The 19,750-nt window shown below is 61.6% G+C and carries 15 protein-coding genes; 5 read left to right on the top strand and 10 right to left on the bottom strand.

All coding sequences use genetic code 11. The annotated features are described in order from the left end of the window. Positions 1 to 39 precede the first annotated feature (39 nt). The gene (gene gltB / locus L598_RS02385; RefSeq protein ID WP_144859856.1) at positions 40 to 4,767 is read right to left on the bottom strand and encodes a glutamate synthase large subunit; all 4,728 of its coding nucleotides are present in this window, start codon (positions 4,765 to 4,767) and stop codon (positions 40 to 42) included. A 498-nt stretch (positions 4,768 to 5,265) separates the two neighbouring features. On the opposite strand from gltB, the gene L598_RS02380 reads away from it, so the two are divergent. Further along, positions 5,266 to 6,318 (top strand): low specificity L-threonine aldolase, encoded by a 1,053-nt coding sequence (locus tag L598_RS02380; RefSeq protein ID WP_144859853.1) that lies wholly within the window; start codon positions 5,266 to 5,268, stop codon positions 6,316 to 6,318. Positions 6,319 to 6,368: 50 nt separating this feature from the next. Here the strand turns inward: L598_RS02380 and L598_RS02375 are convergent, their stop codons facing one another. Next, complete coding sequence (locus L598_RS02375; RefSeq protein ID WP_144859850.1) at positions 6,369 to 6,836, bottom strand: Hsp20 family protein; 468 nt, start codon at positions 6,834 to 6,836, stop codon at positions 6,369 to 6,371. Between the two features lie 466 nt (positions 6,837 to 7,302). Between L598_RS02375 and L598_RS02370 the strand changes: the two genes are divergently transcribed. Next, positions 7,303 to 8,262 (top strand): alpha/beta hydrolase, encoded by a 960-nt coding sequence (locus L598_RS02370; protein ID WP_144859847.1) that lies wholly within the window; start codon positions 7,303 to 7,305, stop codon positions 8,260 to 8,262. Between the two features lie 158 nt (positions 8,263 to 8,420). Further along, a complete protein-coding gene (locus tag L598_RS02365) occupies positions 8,421 to 8,858 on the top strand; it encodes a VOC family protein (RefSeq protein WP_144859844.1) in 438 nt (145 codons plus the stop codon). Between the two features lie 23 nt (positions 8,859 to 8,881). Here L598_RS02365 and L598_RS02360 read toward each other — a convergent pair whose 3' ends face one another. Both L598_RS02360 and L598_RS02355 read right to left on the bottom strand, forming a co-directional pair. Further along, positions 8,882 to 10,102 (bottom strand): DUF459 domain-containing protein, encoded by a 1,221-nt coding sequence (locus tag L598_RS02360; protein ID WP_144859840.1) that lies wholly within the window; start codon positions 10,100 to 10,102, stop codon positions 8,882 to 8,884. A 25-nt stretch (positions 10,103 to 10,127) separates the two neighbouring features. After that, positions 10,128 to 11,348, bottom strand: coding sequence for a lytic murein transglycosylase (locus L598_RS02355; RefSeq protein WP_246658589.1), 1,221 nt, complete (start codon positions 11,346 to 11,348; stop codon positions 10,128 to 10,130). A gap of 194 nt (positions 11,349 to 11,542) precedes the next feature. On the opposite strand from L598_RS02355, the gene galU reads away from it, so the two are divergent. Both galU and L598_RS02345 read left to right on the top strand, forming a co-directional pair. Beyond that, positions 11,543 to 12,415 carry a UTP--glucose-1-phosphate uridylyltransferase GalU gene (gene galU / locus L598_RS02350; RefSeq protein ID WP_144859837.1) on the top strand — a complete coding sequence of 291 codons (873 nt, stop codon included), beginning with the start codon at positions 11,543 to 11,545 and terminating at the stop codon, positions 12,413 to 12,415. A gap of 148 nt (positions 12,416 to 12,563) precedes the next feature. Then, positions 12,564 to 13,559, top strand: coding sequence for a KpsF/GutQ family sugar-phosphate isomerase (locus L598_RS02345; protein ID WP_144859834.1), 996 nt, complete (start codon positions 12,564 to 12,566; stop codon positions 13,557 to 13,559). A gap of 156 nt (positions 13,560 to 13,715) precedes the next feature. Here L598_RS02345 and L598_RS02340 read toward each other — a convergent pair whose 3' ends face one another. From L598_RS02340 to L598_RS02315, 6 genes are all read right to left on the bottom strand, one after another. Further along, positions 13,716 to 14,177: an NfeD family protein gene (locus L598_RS02340; protein WP_144859831.1), complete on the bottom strand. Its 462-nt coding sequence runs from the start codon at positions 14,175 to 14,177 to the stop codon at positions 13,716 to 13,718. A gap of 22 nt (positions 14,178 to 14,199) precedes the next feature. Beyond that, a complete protein-coding gene (locus L598_RS02335) occupies positions 14,200 to 15,150 on the bottom strand; it encodes an SPFH domain-containing protein (RefSeq protein WP_144859828.1) in 951 nt (316 codons plus the stop codon). Positions 15,151 to 15,256: 106 nt separating this feature from the next. Beyond that, positions 15,257 to 16,321, bottom strand: a complete 1,065-nt coding sequence (gene hemH, locus L598_RS02330) for a ferrochelatase (protein WP_144859825.1) — start codon at positions 16,319 to 16,321, stop codon at positions 15,257 to 15,259. A gap of 95 nt (positions 16,322 to 16,416) precedes the next feature. Next, complete coding sequence (locus L598_RS02325; RefSeq protein WP_144859823.1) at positions 16,417 to 17,670, bottom strand: AMP-binding protein; 1,254 nt, start codon at positions 17,668 to 17,670, stop codon at positions 16,417 to 16,419. Between the two features lie 138 nt (positions 17,671 to 17,808). After that, a complete protein-coding gene (locus tag L598_RS02320) occupies positions 17,809 to 18,192 on the bottom strand; it encodes a hypothetical protein (RefSeq protein ID WP_144859820.1) in 384 nt (127 codons plus the stop codon). Positions 18,193 to 18,277: 85 nt separating this feature from the next. Next, positions 18,278 to 19,723, bottom strand: a complete 1,446-nt coding sequence (locus tag L598_RS02315; protein ID WP_144859817.1) for a homospermidine synthase — start codon at positions 19,721 to 19,723, stop codon at positions 18,278 to 18,280. Positions 19,724 to 19,750: the final 27 nt, after the last annotated feature.

The following is a 19,750-nucleotide window of genomic DNA, read 5'->3' as shown; positions in this document are numbered from 1 at the left end:
CATATGCCAGGCGTTCCCTTTGTTCAACCTAGCCGCTCCTCACTCAGCAGCCAGTCCCATGCGCATGCGCTCCATCTCGATGAGCGCGCGGCGGTATTCGACCGGCATGACCTTGCGGAATTTCGGACGATAGTCGGCCCAGTTGTCGAGGATGGCCCTTGCTCGCGTCGAACCGGTATAGTGCATATGGTTCGAGATGAGCTGCACGAGCCGCTCCTCGTCGTGGCGCGTCATGTCGCCGGAGACGTCGACGCGGCCCTTGTGGTCGAGATCGCCGCCGTGATGATGCAGCTTCTCGAGCATGTCGTCCTCTTCGGGCACCGGCTCGAGCTCGACCATCGCCATGTTGCAGCGCTCGGCAAAATCGCCTTCCTCGTCCAGCACATAGGCCACGCCGCCGGACATGCCGGCCGCGAAGTTGCGCCCCGTCTGGCCGAGCACGACCACCACGCCGCCGGTCATATATTCGCAGCCATGGTCGCCGACGCCCTCGACCACGGCTATTGCACCAGAATTGCGCACGGCGAAGCGTTCGCCGGCAACGCCGCGGAAGTAGCACTCGCCCTCGATGGCGCCGTAAAGCACGGTATTCCCGACGATGATCGAGTTCTCCGGCACGATGCGGGAATTCTCGGCCGGCCGGATGATGATGCGGCCACCTGAAAGCCCCTTGCCGACATAGTCATTGCCATCGCCGATCAGTTCGAAGGAGACACCGCGAGCCAGGAAGGCGCCGAAGGACTGGCCGGCGGTGCCGGTCAGCCTGACGGAGATCGTGTCCTCCTTCAGACCCTTATGGCCGAAGCGTTTGGCTATTTCGCCCGAAAGCATCGCGCCCGCCGAGCGGTCGGTGTTGCGGATCTCCGTTTCGATCCGAACCGGCTGCCGGGATTCCAGGGCAGGGGCGGCTTCGGCGATCAGCTTGCGGTCGAGCACGTCATCGATCGGATGCTTCTGCCGCCTTGTCCAGCGGATTTCCTCCGTCGGCGCGTCGGGCTTGAAGAAGACCTTGGAGAAATCGAGCCCTTGCGCCTTCCAATGCGCGATCAGGGCGCGCTTTTCCAGAAGGTCCGACTGGCCGATGATGTCGTCCAGCCTGGTGAAGCCCATCTCGGCAAGTATCTCGCGCACTTCCTCGGCGACATAGAAGAAGTAATTGATCACATGCTCGGGCGCGCCCTTGAAGCGTTTGCGCAGCACCGGGTCCTGTGTGGCGACTCCGACTGGGCAAGTGTTCAGATGGCACTTGCGCATCATGATGCAGCCGGCCGCGATCAGCGGGGCCGTCGAGAAGCCGAATTCGTCGGCGCCGAGCAGGGCGCCTATGATGACGTCGCGGCCCGTTTTCAATCCGCCGTCCACCTGCAGCGCCACGCGGCTGCGCAAGCCATTGAGCACCAGCGTCTGGTGCGTCTCGGCAAGCCCGGTCTCCCACGGACTGCCTGCATGTTTCAGCGAGGTCAGCGGCGAGGCGCCGGTGCCGCCGTCATAGCCGGAGATCGTGATGTGGTCGGCGCGCGCCTTGGCCACACCGGCCGCGACAGTGCCGACACCCACTTCCGACACAAGCTTGACCGATACGTCGGCAGCCGGATTGACGTTTTTCAGGTCGAAGATGAGCTGGGCCAGGTCCTCGATCGAATAGATGTCGTGATGCGGCGGCGGCGAGATCAGGCCGACGCCGGGCGTCGAATGACGGGTCTTGGCGATGGTCGCATCGACCTTGTGGCCAGGCAACTGCCCGCCCTCGCCGGGCTTGGCGCCCTGCGCCACCTTGATCTGCATCATGTCGGAATTGACGAGATATTCCGTCGTCACCCCGAACCGACCGCTCGCCACCTGCTTGATGGCCGAGCGTTCCGGGTTCGGCTTGCCGTCGGGCAGCGGCAGGAAGCGGTCGGGTTCCTCGCCTCCTTCACCCGTGTTCGACTTGCCGCCGAACGCGTTCATGGCGCGTGCCAGCGTCGTATGCGCCTCCCGTGAGATCGATCCGAAGGACATGGCGCCCGTCGAGAAGCGCTTCACGATCTCGGAGGCCGGCTCGACCTCTTCGAGGGCAACCGGCCTGCGGCCGGTTCGTTCGGCCTTCTTGATTTCGAAGAGCGCGCGGATCGACTTCGCGCGCGCGCTTTCGCTATCCACCAGCGCGGCATACTCCTTATAGGTCGTCCAGGAGTTGCCGCGTACGGCATGCTGAAGCGTGGCGACCGCCTCGGGCGACCACATATGCGCTTCCCCGCGCATGCGGAACATGTATTCACCACCGACGTCCAGCGCGTTCCTCAACACCGGATCATTGCCGAAGGCCGCCTGATGCCGGGCGACAGTCTCGGCCGCTATCTCCTCGAGTCCGACGCCCTCGATGGTGGTTGCCGTGCCGGTAAAATATTTCTCGATGAATTCGCTTTTCAGGCCGATGGCGTCGAAAATCTGCGCACCGCAATAGGATTGGTAGGTCGAGATGCCCATCTTGGACATGACCTTCAGGATGCCCTTGCCGATCGACTTGATATAGCGGGTAACCACTTCCTCCGAGTCGACCTCGGGCGGAAACTCGCCGCGCCTGTGCATGTCCGTCAGCGTATCGAAGGCGAGATAGGGGTTGATCGCCTCGGCGCCGAAGCCGGCAAGGCAGCAGAAATGATGAACCTCCCGCGGCTCGCCGGATTCCACCACCAGGCCCACCGAAGTGCGCAGGCCCTTTCGGATCAGGTGATGGTGGACAGCCGCCGTGGCCAGAAGCATCGGGATCGCAATGCGATCCGGCCCGACCTGCCGGTCGGAAAGGATGATGATGTTATAGCCGCCGGCCACCGCTGCTTCGGCGCGTTCGCAGAGCCGTTCCAGTGCTCCGTCCATGCCGGCAGCGCCTTCGTCAACGGAATAGGTGACGTCGATGGTCTTGGTGTCGAAGCGATCCTCGGTGTGGCCGATGGAGCGGATTTTCTCCAGGTCGCCATTGGTCAGGATAGGCTGCCGCACCTCGAGCCGCTTGCGGCGTGAGGAGCCGACGAGATCAAAGATGTTCGGCCGCGGCCCGATGAAGGAGACGAGGCTCATCACGAGCTCCTCGCGGATCGGATCGATCGGCGGGTTCGTCACCTGGGCGAAGTTCTGCTTGAAATAGGTGTAGAGCAGCTTCTGCTTGTCCGACATGGCCGAGATCGGCGTGTCGGTGCCCATGGAGCCGACAGCTTCCTGGCCTGTGGTGGCCATTGGCGCCATCAGCGTCCTGGTGTCTTCCTGCGTGTAGCCGAAGGCCTGCTGCCGGTCGAGCAGCGAGACGTCCTTGCGTAGCGCGCGGGGTTCGACCGGCTTCAACTCCTCCAGGATGAGCTGCGTATTGTCGAGCCACTTGCGGAAGGGATGCTTGGTGGCGATCTCGGTCTTGATTTCGTCGTCGGAAACGATCCGACCCTGTTCGAGATCGATCAGGAGCATGCGGCCCGGCTGAAGCCGCCATTTGGTAACGATCTTCTCTTCCGGAACGGGCAGGGCGCCGGCCTCCGACGCCATGATGACGCGGTCGTCGTCGGTGACGATATAGCGCGCTGGACGCAGCCCGTTGCGGTCAAGGGTGGCGCCGATCTGCCTGCCATCGGTGAAGGCGACGGCCGCCGGCCCGTCCCACGGTTCCATCAGGGCCGCGTGGTATTCGTAGAATGCCCGCCGCTCCGGGCTCATCAGCTTGTTGCCGGCCCAGGCCTCGGGGATCAGCATCATCATGGCATGGGCGAGCGAGTAGCCGCCCTGATACAGGAACTCCAACGCATTGTCGAAGCAGGCGGTGTCCGACTGGCCTTCATAGGAAATCGGCCAGAGTTTCGAGATGTCGTTGCCGAAAAGCTCCGAATCGACCGAAGCCTGCCGCGCCGCCATCCAGTTGACATTGCCGCGCAAGGTGTTGATCTCGCCGTTATGCGCCACCATGCGGTACGGATGCGCCAGCTTCCAGGATGGGAAGGTGTTGGTGGAGAAGCGCTGGTGGACGAGGATCAGTGCCGTCTCGAAGCGTGGGTCTCTGAGGTCCTTGTAATAGGCACCGACCTGATAGGCCAGGAACATGCCCTTGTAGACGATCGTGCGCGAGGACATCGAAACGCAATAGGCGCCGATGTCGCGATTGTCGTTCTCGGCATAGATGCGGCCGGAGATCACCTTGCGCAGGATATAGAGCCTGCGCTCATAGTCGTCATCATTTTCGATTCCAGCCGGCCGGCCGAAGAAGGCCTGGCGGTGATAAGGCTCCGAGGCGGCAATGTCGGGCGCCTTGGACAGGCTCGAATTGTCGACCGGCACGTTGCGGAAGCCGAGAAGAGGAATGCCTTCCGCCTGGGCGGCATCGCGGATAACCGCCTCGATATGCTCCCGTTGTTCGGCATCCTGTGGCATGAACCAGTGTCCGACGGCGTAGTGTCCCGCCTCCGGCAGTTCGATGCCTTGTGAGGCCATCTCCTCGCGGAAGAACTGGTCAGGGATCTGCACCAGAACGCCGGCGCCGTCGCCCATCAGCGGGTCCGCGCCCACCGCTCCGCGATGGGTGAGGTTCTCAAGCATGGCAAGGCCATCCTCGACGATGCCATGCGACTTGACGCCCTTCATGTGGGCGATGAAGCCGACGCCACAGGCGTCATGCTCGTTGCGCGGATCGTAAAGGCCGCGGGCAGTCGGAACTGCATGCGCGGAGGGCGCAGGTTTGACGGCGACCGCTTTCGTCTGCACGGCCGGCCTTTGCCCAGTCGATACAGATGGCGTCATATCCGTCATCGTCACCTCCACTTCCCATGCCCTCCGGGGCGTTCATCACTCTTCGGGCCGGCACTCGTTCTTGTGCAACCCGGTCTGCACGCGGCAAATCTTTCGAAAGCCGGAAAGACATCGACCGGCCATCTCCGGCGTGTCTTTCTCCTTAACGGGATGCAAGGTCGACTACTCTTCGCCCCTGCAACCTGGATCCACATCACCTGCGGGAGTTACCGGATGCACCGATTATAGGCAAATCCGGTCGCCGATGTGCGAACAAAATAAGACAGCACTACTGTCCTATTTGCCCTATGCCAGAAAATTAATAGCTGCACAAGACGGAAATGGCAAAATTCCACGCCGCAGACGAAACATTGTTTCGTTACTGCCGTCTGTGTTGAAACGAATGACGGGGCCGGTGGATTCACGGACGTATCCGGCAGCCGAGCGTGGATTTGGGGTTGCGAGGGGGCCGGCAAAGAAGCCACTGTCCGGCCGGACTAAAATGGAATCGGATTCGACATGTATTTTGCTTCCGACAACTGGGCCGGCGCGCATCCGCAGATCGCGGCGGCACTAAGCGAGCATGCTCAAGGCTTCGCGCCGGCCTATGGGAACAGCGACCTCGACGCGCGTGTGGCACGCAAGTTCTGCGAGATATTCGAGCGCGAGGTCGCGGTCTTCTTCGTGGGCACCGGCACGGCCGCCAATGCACTTTCGCTGTCACTGGTGAACCGATCGGGCGGAGTGGCTTTCGCCCATAGGGAGGCCCACTGCATAGAAGATGAATGCGGCGCGCCGGAATATTTCACCGGAGGGGGGCGCCTCTGCCCGGTCGACGGGCCTGTTGGACGCATGGACCCTGGTGAACTGAAAAGCGCGATAGCGCGCTATCCGGCAGAATTCATCCATGCGGGACGGCCGATGGCAGTGACCATCACGCAGGCGACCGAGATCGGCACTCTCTATGCTCTCGAGGAAATCGAAGCCCTGGCTGAAATCTGCCGCTCCAATGCCTTGCCGCTTCATATGGACGGCGCGCGGTTCGCCAACGCGCTGGTGGCGCTCGGCACCACACCGGCCGAAATGACGTGGAAGCGCGGTGTCGATATCGTGTCGTTCGGCGGCACGAAGAACGGCTGCTGGTGCGCTGAGGCCGTGGTCGTTCTGGATTCCGATAAGGCCGAAGAAATGCATTTCCTGCGCAAGCGCGCCGCCCAGCTCTTTTCCAAGTCGCGTTTCGTGGCGGCCCAGTTCGACGCCTATTTCACGGACGATCTCTGGCTGGCTTCGGCCCGGCATGCGAATGCCATGGCCTCAAAACTCGCTGCCCTCTTTGAGGAAGCGCCTGGCATAAGGCTGGCCTGGCGGCCGCAGGCGAACGAGATCTTCCCCATCATGGCACGCGCAACAGCCGAGCGGCTGAAGGAACAAGGTGCCGTCTTTTATCCCTGGAAGGTGCCACACGGCTTCGAGGCGCAGCTTGGAGAGGACGAGATGCTGTGCCGTTTCGTTACAAGCTTTGCCACGACGGAAGAACAGATCGCCGAATTTGGCGGGCTTCTTACGGCCTGAAACAGAAAGCGGCGCCAAAAAGCGCCGCTTGTTGAATGCTGCTGGCGAGCTTAGTGGGTCGCCTTGGCTTCGATCTGCCTGGCATTTTTTCCGGAGGTGGAGATCGCGATCTTGCGCGGCTTCATCTCCTCGGGAATGTTGCGCTTGAGATCGATATGGAGGAGGCCGTTCTTCAGCTCGGCGCCGGATACTTCGACATGGTCGGCAAGCTGGAAGCGGCGCTCGAAAGAGCGGCCGGCAATGCCGCGGTAAAGCACCTCGACGCCTTCGCTGTTCTTGTCCTCGCTCTTTTCGCCCTTGATGGTCAGGACGTTGCGATGGGCCTCGATCGAAAGATCATCCTCCGAGAAGCCGGCAACCGCCATCGAAATGCGGTAAGCATCCTCGCCCGTGCGCTCGATATTGTAAGGCGGATAAGTCTGGCCGCCGTCAGGCTGGGCAAGCGAATCAAGCATGGTGAAGAGCCTGTCGAAACCGACGGTCGAACGGTACAGCGGCGAAAAGTCGACGTGACGCATGGTTTGTTCTCCTGTTGAGCAACAAGTTTTTGCGATTGGCTCTTTCCTGAGACCCGGCATGCGGCGTCTCCTGTGAGCCAGCGGCCCCACCACGGGCAGCCGCAGGCTGGATGTGGGACCATATCCCCGTAATTTCAAGGGTGCGAGCCGCCCGTTCCCGCCGTCGCGATTTGCACCTTTATGAACGGCAGATGAATTTCCCCTTCGGGGAACGTTCAGCTTGGCTCGGCTATCTTCCCTTCAACGTCATCGAAACGGCCTTGGAGCCGTCATCAGTTCGATCCGGGTGTAACGTCCCTTCCGCCCGGTTCGGCAGGGCCGGAAGCAGCTTCGCGCGGCTTCCGGCCTTTCCGTTTCGATCATATTAGTGGGTACTGACCCCACAGTGATGGCCGGATTTCCTTTGCTTTTATCGCTCATGCTTCCTATCACGGGCGGCAGCACGAAAACCTTTTGCCGTCGCGGAATGTCCGATCTTTTATTCGAGACAGCAGGAAATCCGGTCCCGGAAAATGCGCAATCCGGCATGCTCGCCATGCGTGACGGGATTCGCATTCGCTATGCCCGTTTCGAAACCGCGGAAGGCCCGCTGCAGGGCACAGTCGTGCTCTTGCCCGGTCGCAGCGAATGCATCGAAAAGTATTTCGAGACCATAAGAGACCTTTCGGCCAAGGGGCTCGGCACCGCCACCTTTGACCTTCGCGGACAGGGCGGCTCAGACCGCATGCTGCGCGATCCCATGCGCGGCCATGTGGATAGTTTCGACCGCTATGTTTCCGACCTGGACCTGTTCTTCAAACAGATCGTCCTGCCGGACTGCCGGCCGCCTTATTACCTGCTCGCTCATTCGACAGGGGGGCTGATTGCGCTTCTTGCCGCCCCCGATCTGGTGAACCGTATCCAGAGGATGGTGCTGATCGCTCCGCTGTTGGAGCTCATCAATCTTCCTGTTTCGGTGCGAACCCTGCGTTGTCTGTCCTCATTTTTTTTCCATGTCGGTCTCAGTTCGGTGCCCATGGGCCGCGTCCCGGCGAAGAAGGCATCGTCTTTCGAGACCAACAGGTTGACCAGCGACATCTCGCGTTACAGGCGCAACCAGGAAATCTATCGCCAACACCCTGAACTGGCGATCGAAAGACCCACCGCTGCCTGGGTACATGGCGTTTTCCGGGCCCAGGAGCGGGTATGGGATCAGGATTTCATATCCGCCATCCGCATTCCGACCCTTTTCATCGCCGCCGGTGCTGACCGCGTCGTGTCCACGCCAGCAATCGAAGCCTATGCGCGCCGTATGCGCGCCGGTTCGGTCCTGACCGTCGATTACGCACAACATGAACTGCTGCAGGAAGCCGATCTTTATCGCGAGCAGGTACTTGCTGCCTTCCATGCCTTTGTGCCCGGCACGGATCAGCTTGTGGCCACCTGACACTGGCTCTAAGTGCCTTTGAAACCGGGGTGGCGGTCTGAGGCGGTCCATGATCCAAGCCTCTGAAGCCAGCGGCGAATCGGACCCGGATGGCCGCCGGTGTCGGAATACCTCAAGCGTCTGTTGTTAGAATAGACGCCACCTTGGAGACTGGAGACATGGCGCTCAAGCGGATGGACAACATAGGAATCGTCGTCGAAGACCTCGAAGGGACGATTGATTTCTTTCGCGAACTCGGCCTTGAGCTCGAAGGGCGGGCCACGATCGAAGGAGAATGGGCCGGGCGTGTCACTGGACTGGGCGATCAGCATGTCGAGATTGCCATGATGCGCACGCCGGACGGTCACAGCCGGCTCGAGCTTTCCCGCTTCCTCAAGCCGCCTGTCGTCGCGGATCACCGGAACGCCCCGGTCAACTCCCTGGGCTATCTCCGCGCCATGTTCACCGTGGATGACATCGACGAGACGCTTGAAAGGCTCCGCACACGCGGCGCGCAACTCGTAGGCGAAGTTGCCCAGTATAAAGATGCTTATCGGCTCTGCTATGTCCGTGGGCCTGAGGGGCTTCTCATCGGACTCGCCCAGGAACTCGGCTGAGCGCAGTATGAAGACAAACGGACCTAACGCCTGATCGCCGTCGTTGTTTCGCCGTCAGTGGCCGTTTCCGCTTTGGGGAGCGGCAGCTTCCGCAGGGAGAAATCGTCGGCTCGACCAGGTGCGCCTGTGGGAACGAGGCCATCAGCCAGAAGCTTCTGGCCCGCTGTCCGCGGCTCATCCCGCGTGGTGTCCACGGTGGCGCCAAGCAGGACGGAGCTGCCGTCCAAATCAGGATCTCCGAGCGACATGGGGGGCGTACGGTCGAGCAGCGCCGGGTCGATGGGTGTTTCCTCGACGGTGGGGAGGTTCTCCATGTCGAGCTTGCCTATATCCGGCAAAACGGCCTTGCCCAGAATCTTGGCAAGCGGCTTTTCGACGAAGAACGCCACCTTGCGCTTTGCAGGGCGCGTGAGATTGATGCCGTCGCTGCCGCGCAGCCGAACCGGCTGGCCGTTCATGTCCGGCCCGGTGAATACAAAACTCCCGTTTTCATCGACAAAGCCGTCCCAGATGTCGACGAATTCGCCGCCGACCTGTTCCGCCGTTTGCTTATAGATGTCGTTGAAGGCCAGCATGTCGGAGGTCATGCTGCTCGACTTGAAGGGCGGCAGGCCCGTCCAGACGAGCGGTATGTCGCGTTTCCGGACCGCCTCGGCGAAGTTCGTGACGCGCTTGTCATACTCATTCAACCAGGCTTCCGAACGCGGGTCCTCGCGCTTGTCGCCTATCTTGATCTGCTGCCTGTCGTTGGAGCCGATCATCACCACCACGACAGCCGGCTTTATCTCATCGAGAATGGAGCCGATTTCCTTGTTCCAGTCGTAATAGTCGTTCCGGACGAAACCGGACGAGCCGTTGGTGCGATCAACGACGCGGACGCCGGGCGATTTCGCATAGGCCTGGGTCAGGCCTTCCGCCAGACCGTTGGCAAGAAAGTCGCCGACGACGAGAACGACGCGCGCATTGTCCAGCTTCTCGATGACCGGTTCAGGGGGAGGGGCCGGGGCGGCCGCCCGCGGGGCGATCTTGCGTGCTCTGCTCTTGGGCCGCGATCTTTCGGCGGGCCGCACCCGTTGCGGCTCGACGCGTTCGGCCGGCCGCCGGAAAAGGCAGTTGAAGAGGCCGATGCAGCGCCCGACGAGTTCCTGCGAATGAACGGGCGACGGCGTTGACAGGACAGCGGCAGTGACGATGACGGCAAAGGCCACCACCGAGCATGCAAGCCTTCGCAACACCATCGCCATATATGCACCTTTTTCGCCTGTGCTGTCAGAACCGCCGCAAGGTTTGCAGCACTTCCTTGCTGGGATGGCCGTCCTGCGTCAAGCCGGCTTGCGCCTGAAATGCCCGGATTGCCGAGCGGGACGCCTCGCCGATCTTGCCGTCGATCTTGCCGTCATAATAGCCGAGCGAAAGAAGCCGCTTTTGCAACTCCTGCGTCTCGTTGAAGGACAGGCGCTCGAAGGGCCGATTCCAGTCCCTTGCCAGCCCACCATAACCGGCAATCTGGTCGGCAAGAAGGCCGACCGCAAGCGCATAGGTGTCGGCATTGTTGTAGCGCTTCAGCACAAAGAAATTCTTCGTCATGAGGAATGCCGGTCCGGCGCGGCCATCCGGAACCTTCAGTTCTGCGTTGCGAGAGGGTGCCGGGAAGGCTTTCCCATTCGTGCGTGCCACGCCGATGGATGCCCAGTGCGACAGCGACATGGAACCGGCGGGGAATTTGCGGCCGGCTGGCAGCGAGACTTCGTAACCCCATGTCTCGCCCGGGCGCCAGCCGTTACGGTGCAGCAGGTTTGCCGCTGTCGCAAGCGCGTCCGGCACGGAAGTCCAGATGTCGCGGCGGCCGTCGCCGTCGAAATCGACCGCATAGGCTTCGTAGCTGGTGGGTATGAACTGGGTATGCCCCATGGCGCCAGCCCAGGAACCCGTCAGGTGATGCACGTCGATATCGCCGCGCTGAAGGATCTTGAGGGCGGAGATGAGCTGGGTGCGGGCGAATTTTGCGCGGCGGCTGTCGGCATAGGCCAGCGTGGCGAGCGAGCGGACGACATTGCGCATGACCTTGTCGTTCTTGAGCGCTTCGCCGTAATTGGATTCCATCGACCAGATACCGAGCAGGATATAGCGGCTGACGCCATAATGCTGCTCGATCCGGTCAAGCCATGGTTTCCATTTGCGCGCCATGGCGCGGCCTGTGGCCACCGCTTCCTCGTTTACGCGATTGTCGAAATATTGCCAGGCCGGAGACTTGAACTCTGGCTGATAGCGCGCCTTCTCCAGCACTTCGGGATCGGCCGCAGTTACCCCGCGAAAAGCACGATCATAGGTCGATGCCGAAATGCCGTTGGCGGCTGCAACCGAACGGAATTCCGCCACCCAGCGCTGGAAGCCTGCATCCGCCATGGCGGGCGCTGCGGCCGAAAACAGGATCAGCGCCATTCCGGCGATGGCGGCGAGACAGCGATTGACGGCCCTGCGAGAGAACATTCCTACCTCCGTTGAAAATGCCGAAAGACACTTATCGCCGAATGCAGTTAGGAAAGGGTTTACCATAGGGTCTTCCGGTTGTTTTGCCGGAGCGTTGACTTCTGCTTTCCAACAGCCTTCCATGATAGGAGTGTTTCGAGCAGAACAATGCTTGCCTGGACGCGTCCCTTACATCCAATGACATGGTTAACCGCATGAAGAAATTACGCAAGGCCGTCTTTCCCGTTGCCGGTCTGGGAACGCGTTTCCTGCCCGCCACCAAGGCCGTGCCCAAGGAGATGCTGACGGTCGTGGACAGGCCCGTCATTCAATATGTGGTCGACGAGGCGCGAGAGGCGGGCATCGAGCACTTCATATTCGTGACCGGACGCAACAAGGCGGTCATCGAAGACCATTTCGACCTCCAGTTCGAGCTTTACGATACGCTCGAGCAGCGCGGCAAGAACGAAGTCCTGTCACGCCTGAAGGGCATGCAGCCGGCGCCGGGCCAGACCAGTTTCACGCGGCAGCAGGAGCCACTTGGCCTCGGCCATGCCGTCTGGTGCGCGCGAGAGATCGTGGGAGACGAGCCCTTCGCGCTGCTTCTGCCGGACATGATCATGCAATCGGAACCCGGCTGCCTGAAGCAAATGGTCGACCTGTACGAGAAAACGGGCAACAACATCGTTGCCGTCGAGGAATGCGATCCTTTGGAGACGCACAAATACGGCATCGTCGTCAAAGGCAAGGACGTGCATAGCGGTTTCGAACTCACCGGCATGGTGGAAAAGCCGAAGCCGGAGGACGCACCGACCAATCTCTACATCAACGGCCGGTATATCCTGCAGCCGGAGATCTTCTCGATCCTGGAAAATCAGGAACGTGGTGCCGGCAACGAGATACAGTTGACCGACAGCATGCTGCGGCTGCTCGAAAAGCAGCCCTTCTACGGCTATCATTTCAAGGGACGGACCTTCGATTGCGGCTCGCCGGAAGGTTTCGTCGAAGCCAATCTGGCCTTTGCGCTGGCGCGGCCGGATATGAAGAAGCATGTGACGGATTTCATGCGGGAGATCGCGGCCGAATAGCTTTCGGCACGAGGCCAGTGTCGCAGCCGCCAGTGAAGGAAGCGGCTGGCGAAACAATATTGGACAGGCGCCGATGAAAGCGGTAGGGCGATATCACCACTCCGGTTGCATTTGCGAGCCGTGATCCGAGAGCACGAGTAGACACCCAATGCATGCGAAACTGAAAGCCCTCCCGGACAGGAAGGCAATGATCGCGTCGGCCGCGAGGACGATCGCCACCGAAAAGGCGGGCGTGGCCGCTTTGGCGGTCGCGCTCGAAAACGGCCTTTCGGAACCGTTTGTGCAGACAGTCGAGCTCCTGTCCCGGATCACCGGCAGAGTGATCGTGACGGGAGTGGGCAAAAGCGGCCATATCGGCTCCAAGATCGCGGCGACCCTTGCTTCCACGGGCACGCCAGCCTTCTTCGTACATCCGGCGGAGGCAAACCACGGCGACCTCGGCATGATTGCGCGCGACGATGCGATCCTCGCCATGTCGTGGTCCGGTGAAACAACGGAACTCAAGGGTATTGTCGCCTATGCGCGCCGTTTCGCTATCCCGCTTATCGCCATCACCTCGGGCGGGAATTCGGCCCTTGCGCGGGAGTCCAGCATCGTCCTGACCTTGCCACGGGTGCCGGAAGCCTGCCCGCATGGATTGGCGCCGACCACCTCGACGCTGATGCAACTCGTTATGGGTGACACGCTGGCCGTCGCGCTTCTCGAAGCGCGCGGCTTCACAGCCGATCATTTCCGTACTTTCCATCCCGGCGGCCAGCTCGGCGCCAACCTGACCCATGTCGCCGACATTATGCATAGCGGCGAGAAGATGCCGCTGGTGGCCACAGGTACAGGGATGCGCACGGCCATTCTGGAGATTTCGCGCAAGGGCTTCGGCTGCGTCGGCATAACGGATGCCGAAGGCAGGCTGACGGGCATCATCACGGACGGCGACCTGCGCCGCCATATGGACAGCGACATCCTGTCGATGACCGTCGATCAGGTCATGACAAAGGATCCGAAAACGATCTCGCCCGACACGCTTGCGGCCACCGCCCTGCAGATCATCAACGCCTCCGCCATCACCACCTTGATGGTCGTCAAGGACGGGAAGCCGGCGGGCATCGTGCATCTGCACGATCTCCTGCGCATCGGTGCGGCCTGAGAGCCTGAACCAAAAGTCGCTCCAGCGAGGCGAAAACGGCGTCTGTCTGCGCTCCGGCGCTCGCCTACGACATGTACGCTCCGCTCCGATGCTCGAAAACCACCGCCTTCGGCCTCGCCGGATCGTTTTTTGATTCAGACTCTGAGTCAGAAAGCTCTAAATCGGCTCCACTTGCAGCGTTCCGTCCCTGGCTGCGGTGACGCGCACCCGCGCGCCGGCCGGAAGATCTGGCCCGCTGATGCGCCAGAGCGTATCGCCGAGGCGAATGCGGCCATAGCCTTCTACAATCGCTTCTTCCAGGGTGGCGGTGCGGCCGATAAGCTGTTCGGCGCGCTGGTTGAGAAAGGGCTGATCTGTCTCTCCGGACGCAGGACGGGCCAGCAGGCGCTTGCCCGCGAAAACCGAGACCAGCGACAGCAGGAGGAACATCAGGACCTGCACCTGCCAGGTCCAGAATCCCAGGTCCCAAAGCTGCAGGGAGAGACCGCCGGTGAGGATAGCGGCGATGCCGATCCACAGCAGGAAGACGCCCGGGACGAGGATCTCGAGAATCAGGAGGATGAGGCCGAGGAGCATCCAGTTCCACGGACCCAGATCGAAGACGAGCTCCAGGAGCATGATTGATTTCCTCTGACTGCCGTCAGGTGCGGTCCGGTCCTGTCGCCGGCGGTCTTGCCGTGGACCGGCGGGGCACGGCCTGGGGTGCTTCGCCGCCGAAGACCTCGCGCGCTATGGCGCCGATGCCTCCGAGCGAGCCTATGAGGGCGGAGGCCTCGACGGGAAGGAGAACCACCTTGTTGTTGTTCGAGGACCCGATCTTGGCGAGCGCTTCGGTGTATTTCTGCGCCACGAAATAGTTCACGGCCTGCACGTCGCCCTGGGCGATCGCTTCCGAGACCACCTGGGTTGCGCGCGCCTCCGCTTCCGCCGCGCGCTCGCGGGCCTCCGCGTCGCGGAACGCAGCCTCACGCCGGCCTTCGGCCTCCAGTATCTGCGCCTGTTTGAGGCCTTCGGCTTCCAGTATCTGCGCGCGCTTGTTGCGCTCGGCCATCATCTGGCGAGCCATGGATTCCACCAGATTGGCCGGCGGGTTGATGTCCTTGATCTCGACGCGGGTCATCTTGATGCCCCACGGATTGGCCGCCTCATCGACTATGTGCAGCAGGCGGTCGTTGATCGTGTCGCGGTTGGAGAGCAGTTCGTCGAGATCCATCGAGCCCATGACGGAGCGGATATTGGTCATGGTCAGGTTGAGGATGGCATTCTGCAGCCCCGAGACCTGATAGGCAGCCTGGGGCGCGCTCAGCACCTGGTAGAAGGCGACCCCGTCGACAGCCACGATCGCATTGTCGCGCGTGATGACCTCCTGGGTCGGAACGTCCAGCACCTGCTCCATCATGTTCATCTTGGCGCCGATGCGGTCGATGAAAGGGATGATCAGGTTGAGGCCGGGCGTAAGCGTGCGCGTGTAGCGGCCGAAGCGCTCGACCGTATAGTTGTAGCCCTGCGGCACCGTCTTGATGCCGGCGAACAGCAGCAGCAGGACGAGAACGACAAGGACCGCAATGAGAATGTCGAGACCTGAAAACATCGTCCTCTCCCGCAACTCCGGATGGTGTCAGCAAGACACTTAGGCGGGAATCAGGGTCACATCAATCGCCCTTTGCCTCTCCGCTTTTGCGAAAGACGGATTTTGCTCAGATCCAGCCTGACAATTCGCGGCGCACGAGTGTCTCGATCACCGCCATGCCTTCCTCGCTGTCATTGAGGCAGGGGATATGGGAATAGTTCTGGCCGCCGGCCTCGCGGTAGATATGGGCGACCTCGCGGCCCATTTCGTCAATCGTCTCCAGGCAGTCGGAAACGAAGCCCGGATTGATCACGGCGAGGGATCTGACGCCTTCCTTCGCAAGACGCTCCACGGTCTCGTCCGTATAGGGTTTGAGCCATTCCTCAGGCCCGAACCGCGACTGGTAACATGTGATCAGTTTCTTCTCGTCCCAGCCGAGACGCTCCCGCAGAAGGCGCGTCGTGGTTTCGCACTGGACGCGGTAAGGATCGCCGCGCACGGAATAGCTTTCCGGAATGCCGTGATAGGAGGCGATAATCACTTCCGGCTCGAAATCCAGCGTCGCCAGATGCTTCTTCACCGAACGCGCCAGCGCCTCGATATAGGCCGGCTCGTCGGGATAGGCAGGCACGGTGCGCACGGCTGGCATGAAGCGCAGCTTCATAAGCGCCTCGAAGAATTTGTCGTTCACGGTTGCCGTAGTGGTCGCCGAATATTGCGGATAGAGCGGGAACATCACGATGCGGTCGCAGCCCTGATCCAGCAGGCGCTTTGTCACGGCCTCGATCGAGGGCTCGCCATAACGCATCGCCCAGTCGACAACGACATTCTCATGCGCCGCCAGAGCCGCCGCAAGTTTTTCGCCCTGCGAACGGGTGAAGGTACGCAGTGGAGATTCATCTCGTTCGCGGTTCCAGATATTGCGGTACAGCGCGCCGGATCTTTTGGGCCGCGTGTTCAGCACGATGCCGTAAAGGATGGGAAGCCAGACGGCGCGCGGCCATTCGATGACCCGCCTGTCGGACAGGAACTCCTTCAGATAGCGCCGCATCGGCGCGTATTCGGTGCCCTCCGGCGTTCCGAGATTGACGAGCAGAACACCGACCCTGCCGACATTGGCTGATGGGCGGCCGGCAGGCAGGGGACCGACGGCCTTGGCCGCGTCGGGATCGATCAGGTTAGGGGCGATCATTGCAAGAACTCCGTGCGTGCCGCGAAATTAGACACGGCGCTGGCAAATTCAATGCAACGTCTGGCCGCAGGCAGCGGGGGCCGTTACGACGCGGCTCAACCGGCGTAGTCGCGCTCGTCGGCTATGACCTTGCCGTCATTCGGCAGTCCGCCGGGATCAACAAGATGGACCGTGCCGCCGAGCTTCGTCACCTCGCGCAAGGTAGCCTCGATCGCGCTGGTATCGAGCGAAGCCTTCTCCGCGGGTTCCACATGCAGCGCCATGACGTCGCGTTCGCCGTCCCGGCTCACCACCAGCCGAGCCCTGGCGATCTCCACATGGCGCTTCAGTATTGCGGCGACCTGCTTCGGATCGACGAACATGCCCTTCACCTTGGTGCGCTGGTCGGCACGCCCCATCCAGCCCCTGATGCGCATATTGGTGCGGCCGCAGGGGCTCCTTTCCGGCATGACGGCAGAGAGATCGCCGGTCCCCAGACGGACCAGCGGATAGGCAGGATTGAACCCCGTCACCACCACCTCGCCGACCTCGCCCTCGGCCACGGGATCGTCTGTGCCGGGCCGCACGATCTCCACGATGAGGTTCTCGTTGACGACCATGCCCGGATATGGCTGCCCGCCCTTATCCGTCGTCTCATAGGCGATCACGCCGAATTCGGCGGTCGCATAACATTGAAGTACATTGATGCCGCGCGACCGGTACTCCTCGCGAAGGGAAGGGAAGAGGGCGCCGCCCGACACAAGGCCGAGCCGGAAGGAGGAGAGGGGCGTGCCGAGCCCGGCTGCCCTGTCCAGTATCACCTTGAGGAAATCCGGCGTGCCGCAATAGACCTGCGGTTTCAGGGCGAGTACTGCTTCCACCTGCATGTCGGTATTGCCGGTACCGGCCGGAAAGACGGTGCAGCCCAGCGCGCGCGCGCCTTCGTCGAGGATGTAGCCGCCCGGCGTCATGTGATGGGCGAAGGCATTGTGGACGATATCGCCGCGCCGAACGCCAGCGGCAAAAAAAGCCCGTGCGGCCTGCCAGGGGTCGGAGCCTTGTGCCTGCGGCTCCCAGATGGGGCCGGGCGACATGAAGACCCGTGCACCGGCAAGAGCGGCCGGATCGACGAAACCGCCGAAAGGCGGGTTCGCGGCCTGCATCTCGAGAAGCTCGGGCTTGCGCAGGACAGGAAGGCGGGCCAATGCAGCACGGCTGTTCACCGAAGCCAGGTCTATCCCTGAAAGCCAGTCCCGCAACCCCGGCACCTTTGCTGCGGTTTCGCTCAGGAAACGCGGCAACCGCTCGAAAAGCCTGCTCTCACGGAGAGAGGGATCGAGCGTTTCCAGGTCGTCGAAATGCGCAGCCATATGTTCTCCTCTTGTCGTTGCGATCCTTATCGCAGGAGGCATATGAACCGTGCAAGCCGGAACCGTCAGGTTGATGGCCGGAAGGAAAGAAAACCGGGCAGGATCACGCCCGGCCTTGCATTTAGGGCAGGCTTTGGCTCAGGAGACACCCGGGCTGCGCGTCAGGGTGAACTGCTGACCGTTGGAATTGGTGCAGTTCAACTGGCTGGGCGACACGAGAGCGCAGTTCACGCTCGATGTCGTCTGCCTGATCAGTGACCGCATGGAAATCTCGACATTCTGCTGGTCGCGATAGGTATAAGTGCCCTCGGCCAGCCGATTGCCCGTATCCGTGGCGACCGTCTCGAACTGCCCGCTGTTGAAACGGGAAACAGCTACGCCCTGCTGGTCGAGCCAGGAGCCTTCGACGCCCGTCTGGGGCTGAACATTTGCCATGCGCGGCGGTCCGCTCGTCTCACAGGCGGCAAGTGCCAGAACGGCACCGAGCGTCGCGAGGGCGAATGGCTTGCGAATTTTTGTCATGAAATCTGTCCTCTCCAATAAATCCGCCGCTGTCACTATAGCGTCATGGAAGCCGTTGCGGCAGCGTCGGAGCCTGTATGAACGCTCAGCGCACGAGAATGTTGCGAAACTGCCACGGGTCCTTCGTGTCGATGTCTTCCGGGAAAAGGCCGGGCCCGGAATGCAGCGGCGTCCAGTCGGTGTAGTATCCTGTCACCGGTCCGAGATAGGGAAGCTGCACCTCGAGGCAGCGCTTGTAGTCCATCTCGTCGGCATCCACGATGCCTGCTTCCGGATGCTCGAGCGCCCAGACCATCCCGGCGAGAACGGCCGACGCGACCTGCAGGCCGGTGGCGTTCTGGTAAGGGGCCAACTGACGCGTCTCCTCGAGCGAGAGCTGCGAACCGTACCAATAGGCGTTCTTGGCGTGTCCGTAGAGAAGCACGCCCAGCTCGTCGATACCGTCCACCAACTCGTTCTCGTCGAGGACATGCTGGACCGGTTGCGCCTTGCCGGCTGCGCCGAACATCTCGTGCAGCGAAAGTACGGCGTCGTTGCAGGGATGGTAGGCGTAATGGCAAGTCGGCCGATAGATCGCCTTGCCGGCCTCGTCCCGGACCGTGAAAAAGTCGGCGATCGAGATCGACTCGTTATGGGTGACGAGAAAGCCGTATTGCGGGCCGGGCGTCGGACACCAGCTGCGCACGCGCGTATTGGCGCCCGGCTGTTCAAGATAGATCGCGGCGCGGCAGCCTGTCTCATGCTCCTTGGCGTTGTCAGGCATCCACGTCTCGTGCGTGCCCCAGCCGAGTTCGGCCGGCTGCAGCCCTTCGGCGATGAAGCCTTCGACGGACCAGGTGTTCCAGAACACGTCCATGGGTTTCGGTTGTTTCGTCCGCTGGGTATCGCGCTCGGCGATATGGATGCCCTTGACACCGACCTTCTGCATCAGCGCGGCCCAGCCCTCGCGGTCGGCCTGTCCCGGTTCCTCGAAATCAAGCCCGAGTTCCTTGGCGAGATTTACCAGCGCCTGCTTGACGAACCAGGAAACCATGCCTGGATTGGCGCCGCAGCAGGAAACGGCGGTCGTGCCGCCGGGGTTGGCTCGTTTCTCCTCGCGCACCGTTTCGCGCAAGGCATAGTTGGTGCGTGCCTCGTTGCCCGCATCATTGTCGAAATAGAAGCCGAGCCAGGGTTCCACGACCGTATCGATGTAGAGAACGCCAAGCTTGCGGCAGAGTTTCATGAGGTCGAGCGAGGAGGTGTCGACCGACAGATTGACGCAGAAACCCTGGCCATCGCCCCTGGTCAGGAGCGGCGTCAGCAACTCTTCGTAGTTGTCTTTCGTGACCGCCTGCTGCACGAATGCGATGCCGCGTTCGTCGAGCAGCGCCTTGTCGTGGTCGCGCGGGTCGATGACGACCATTCTTTCCTTGTCGAATTTGAAATGGCGTTCGATGAGAGGCAGCGTTCCGCGCCCGATGGAGCCGAAGCCGATCATGACGACCGGGCCGGTGATTTCGCCGTAGACCGGCCATTTCTCATTCGCCATTCAAGAACGCTCCTCTTCAATTGCCGC

The organism is Mesorhizobium sp. J18, from assembly GCF_007829525.1.
Taxonomy (GTDB): domain Bacteria; phylum Pseudomonadota; class Alphaproteobacteria; order Rhizobiales; family Rhizobiaceae; genus VLJP01.
This window is presented reverse-complemented; position numbering and strand designations above follow the sequence as displayed.

What these genes read in the sequence shown, in the direction of transcription:
- gltB (WP_144859856.1), bottom strand. Translation starts at nt 4,767, where the DNA reads ATGACGGATATGACGCCATCTGTATCGACTGGGCAAAGGCCGGCCGTG.
- L598_RS02380 (WP_144859853.1), top strand. Translation starts at nt 5,266, where the DNA reads ATGTATTTTGCTTCCGACAACTGGGCCGGCGCGCATCCGCAGATCGCG.
- L598_RS02375 (WP_144859850.1), bottom strand. Translation starts at nt 6,836, where the DNA reads ATGCGTCACGTCGACTTTTCGCCGCTGTACCGTTCGACCGTCGGTTTC.
- L598_RS02370 (WP_144859847.1), top strand. Translation starts at nt 7,303, where the DNA reads ATGTCCGATCTTTTATTCGAGACAGCAGGAAATCCGGTCCCGGAAAAT.
- L598_RS02365 (WP_144859844.1), top strand. Translation starts at nt 8,421, where the DNA reads ATGGCGCTCAAGCGGATGGACAACATAGGAATCGTCGTCGAAGACCTC.
- L598_RS02360 (WP_144859840.1), bottom strand. Translation starts at nt 10,102, where the DNA reads ATGGCGATGGTGTTGCGAAGGCTTGCATGCTCGGTGGTGGCCTTTGCC.
- L598_RS02355 (WP_246658589.1), bottom strand. Translation starts at nt 11,348, where the DNA reads ATGTTCTCTCGCAGGGCCGTCAATCGCTGTCTCGCCGCCATCGCCGGA.
- galU (WP_144859837.1), top strand. Translation starts at nt 11,543, where the DNA reads ATGAAGAAATTACGCAAGGCCGTCTTTCCCGTTGCCGGTCTGGGAACG.
- L598_RS02345 (WP_144859834.1), top strand. Translation starts at nt 12,564, where the DNA reads ATGCATGCGAAACTGAAAGCCCTCCCGGACAGGAAGGCAATGATCGCG.
- L598_RS02340 (WP_144859831.1), bottom strand. Translation starts at nt 14,177, where the DNA reads ATGCTCCTGGAGCTCGTCTTCGATCTGGGTCCGTGGAACTGGATGCTC.
- L598_RS02335 (WP_144859828.1), bottom strand. Translation starts at nt 15,150, where the DNA reads ATGTTTTCAGGTCTCGACATTCTCATTGCGGTCCTTGTCGTTCTCGTC.
- hemH (WP_144859825.1), bottom strand. Translation starts at nt 16,321, where the DNA reads ATGATCGCCCCTAACCTGATCGATCCCGACGCGGCCAAGGCCGTCGGT.
- L598_RS02325 (WP_144859823.1), bottom strand. Translation starts at nt 17,670, where the DNA reads ATGGCTGCGCATTTCGACGACCTGGAAACGCTCGATCCCTCTCTCCGT.
- L598_RS02320 (WP_144859820.1), bottom strand. Translation starts at nt 18,192, where the DNA reads ATGACAAAAATTCGCAAGCCATTCGCCCTCGCGACGCTCGGTGCCGTT.
- L598_RS02315 (WP_144859817.1), bottom strand. Translation starts at nt 19,723, where the DNA reads ATGGCGAATGAGAAATGGCCGGTCTACGGCGAAATCACCGGCCCGGTC.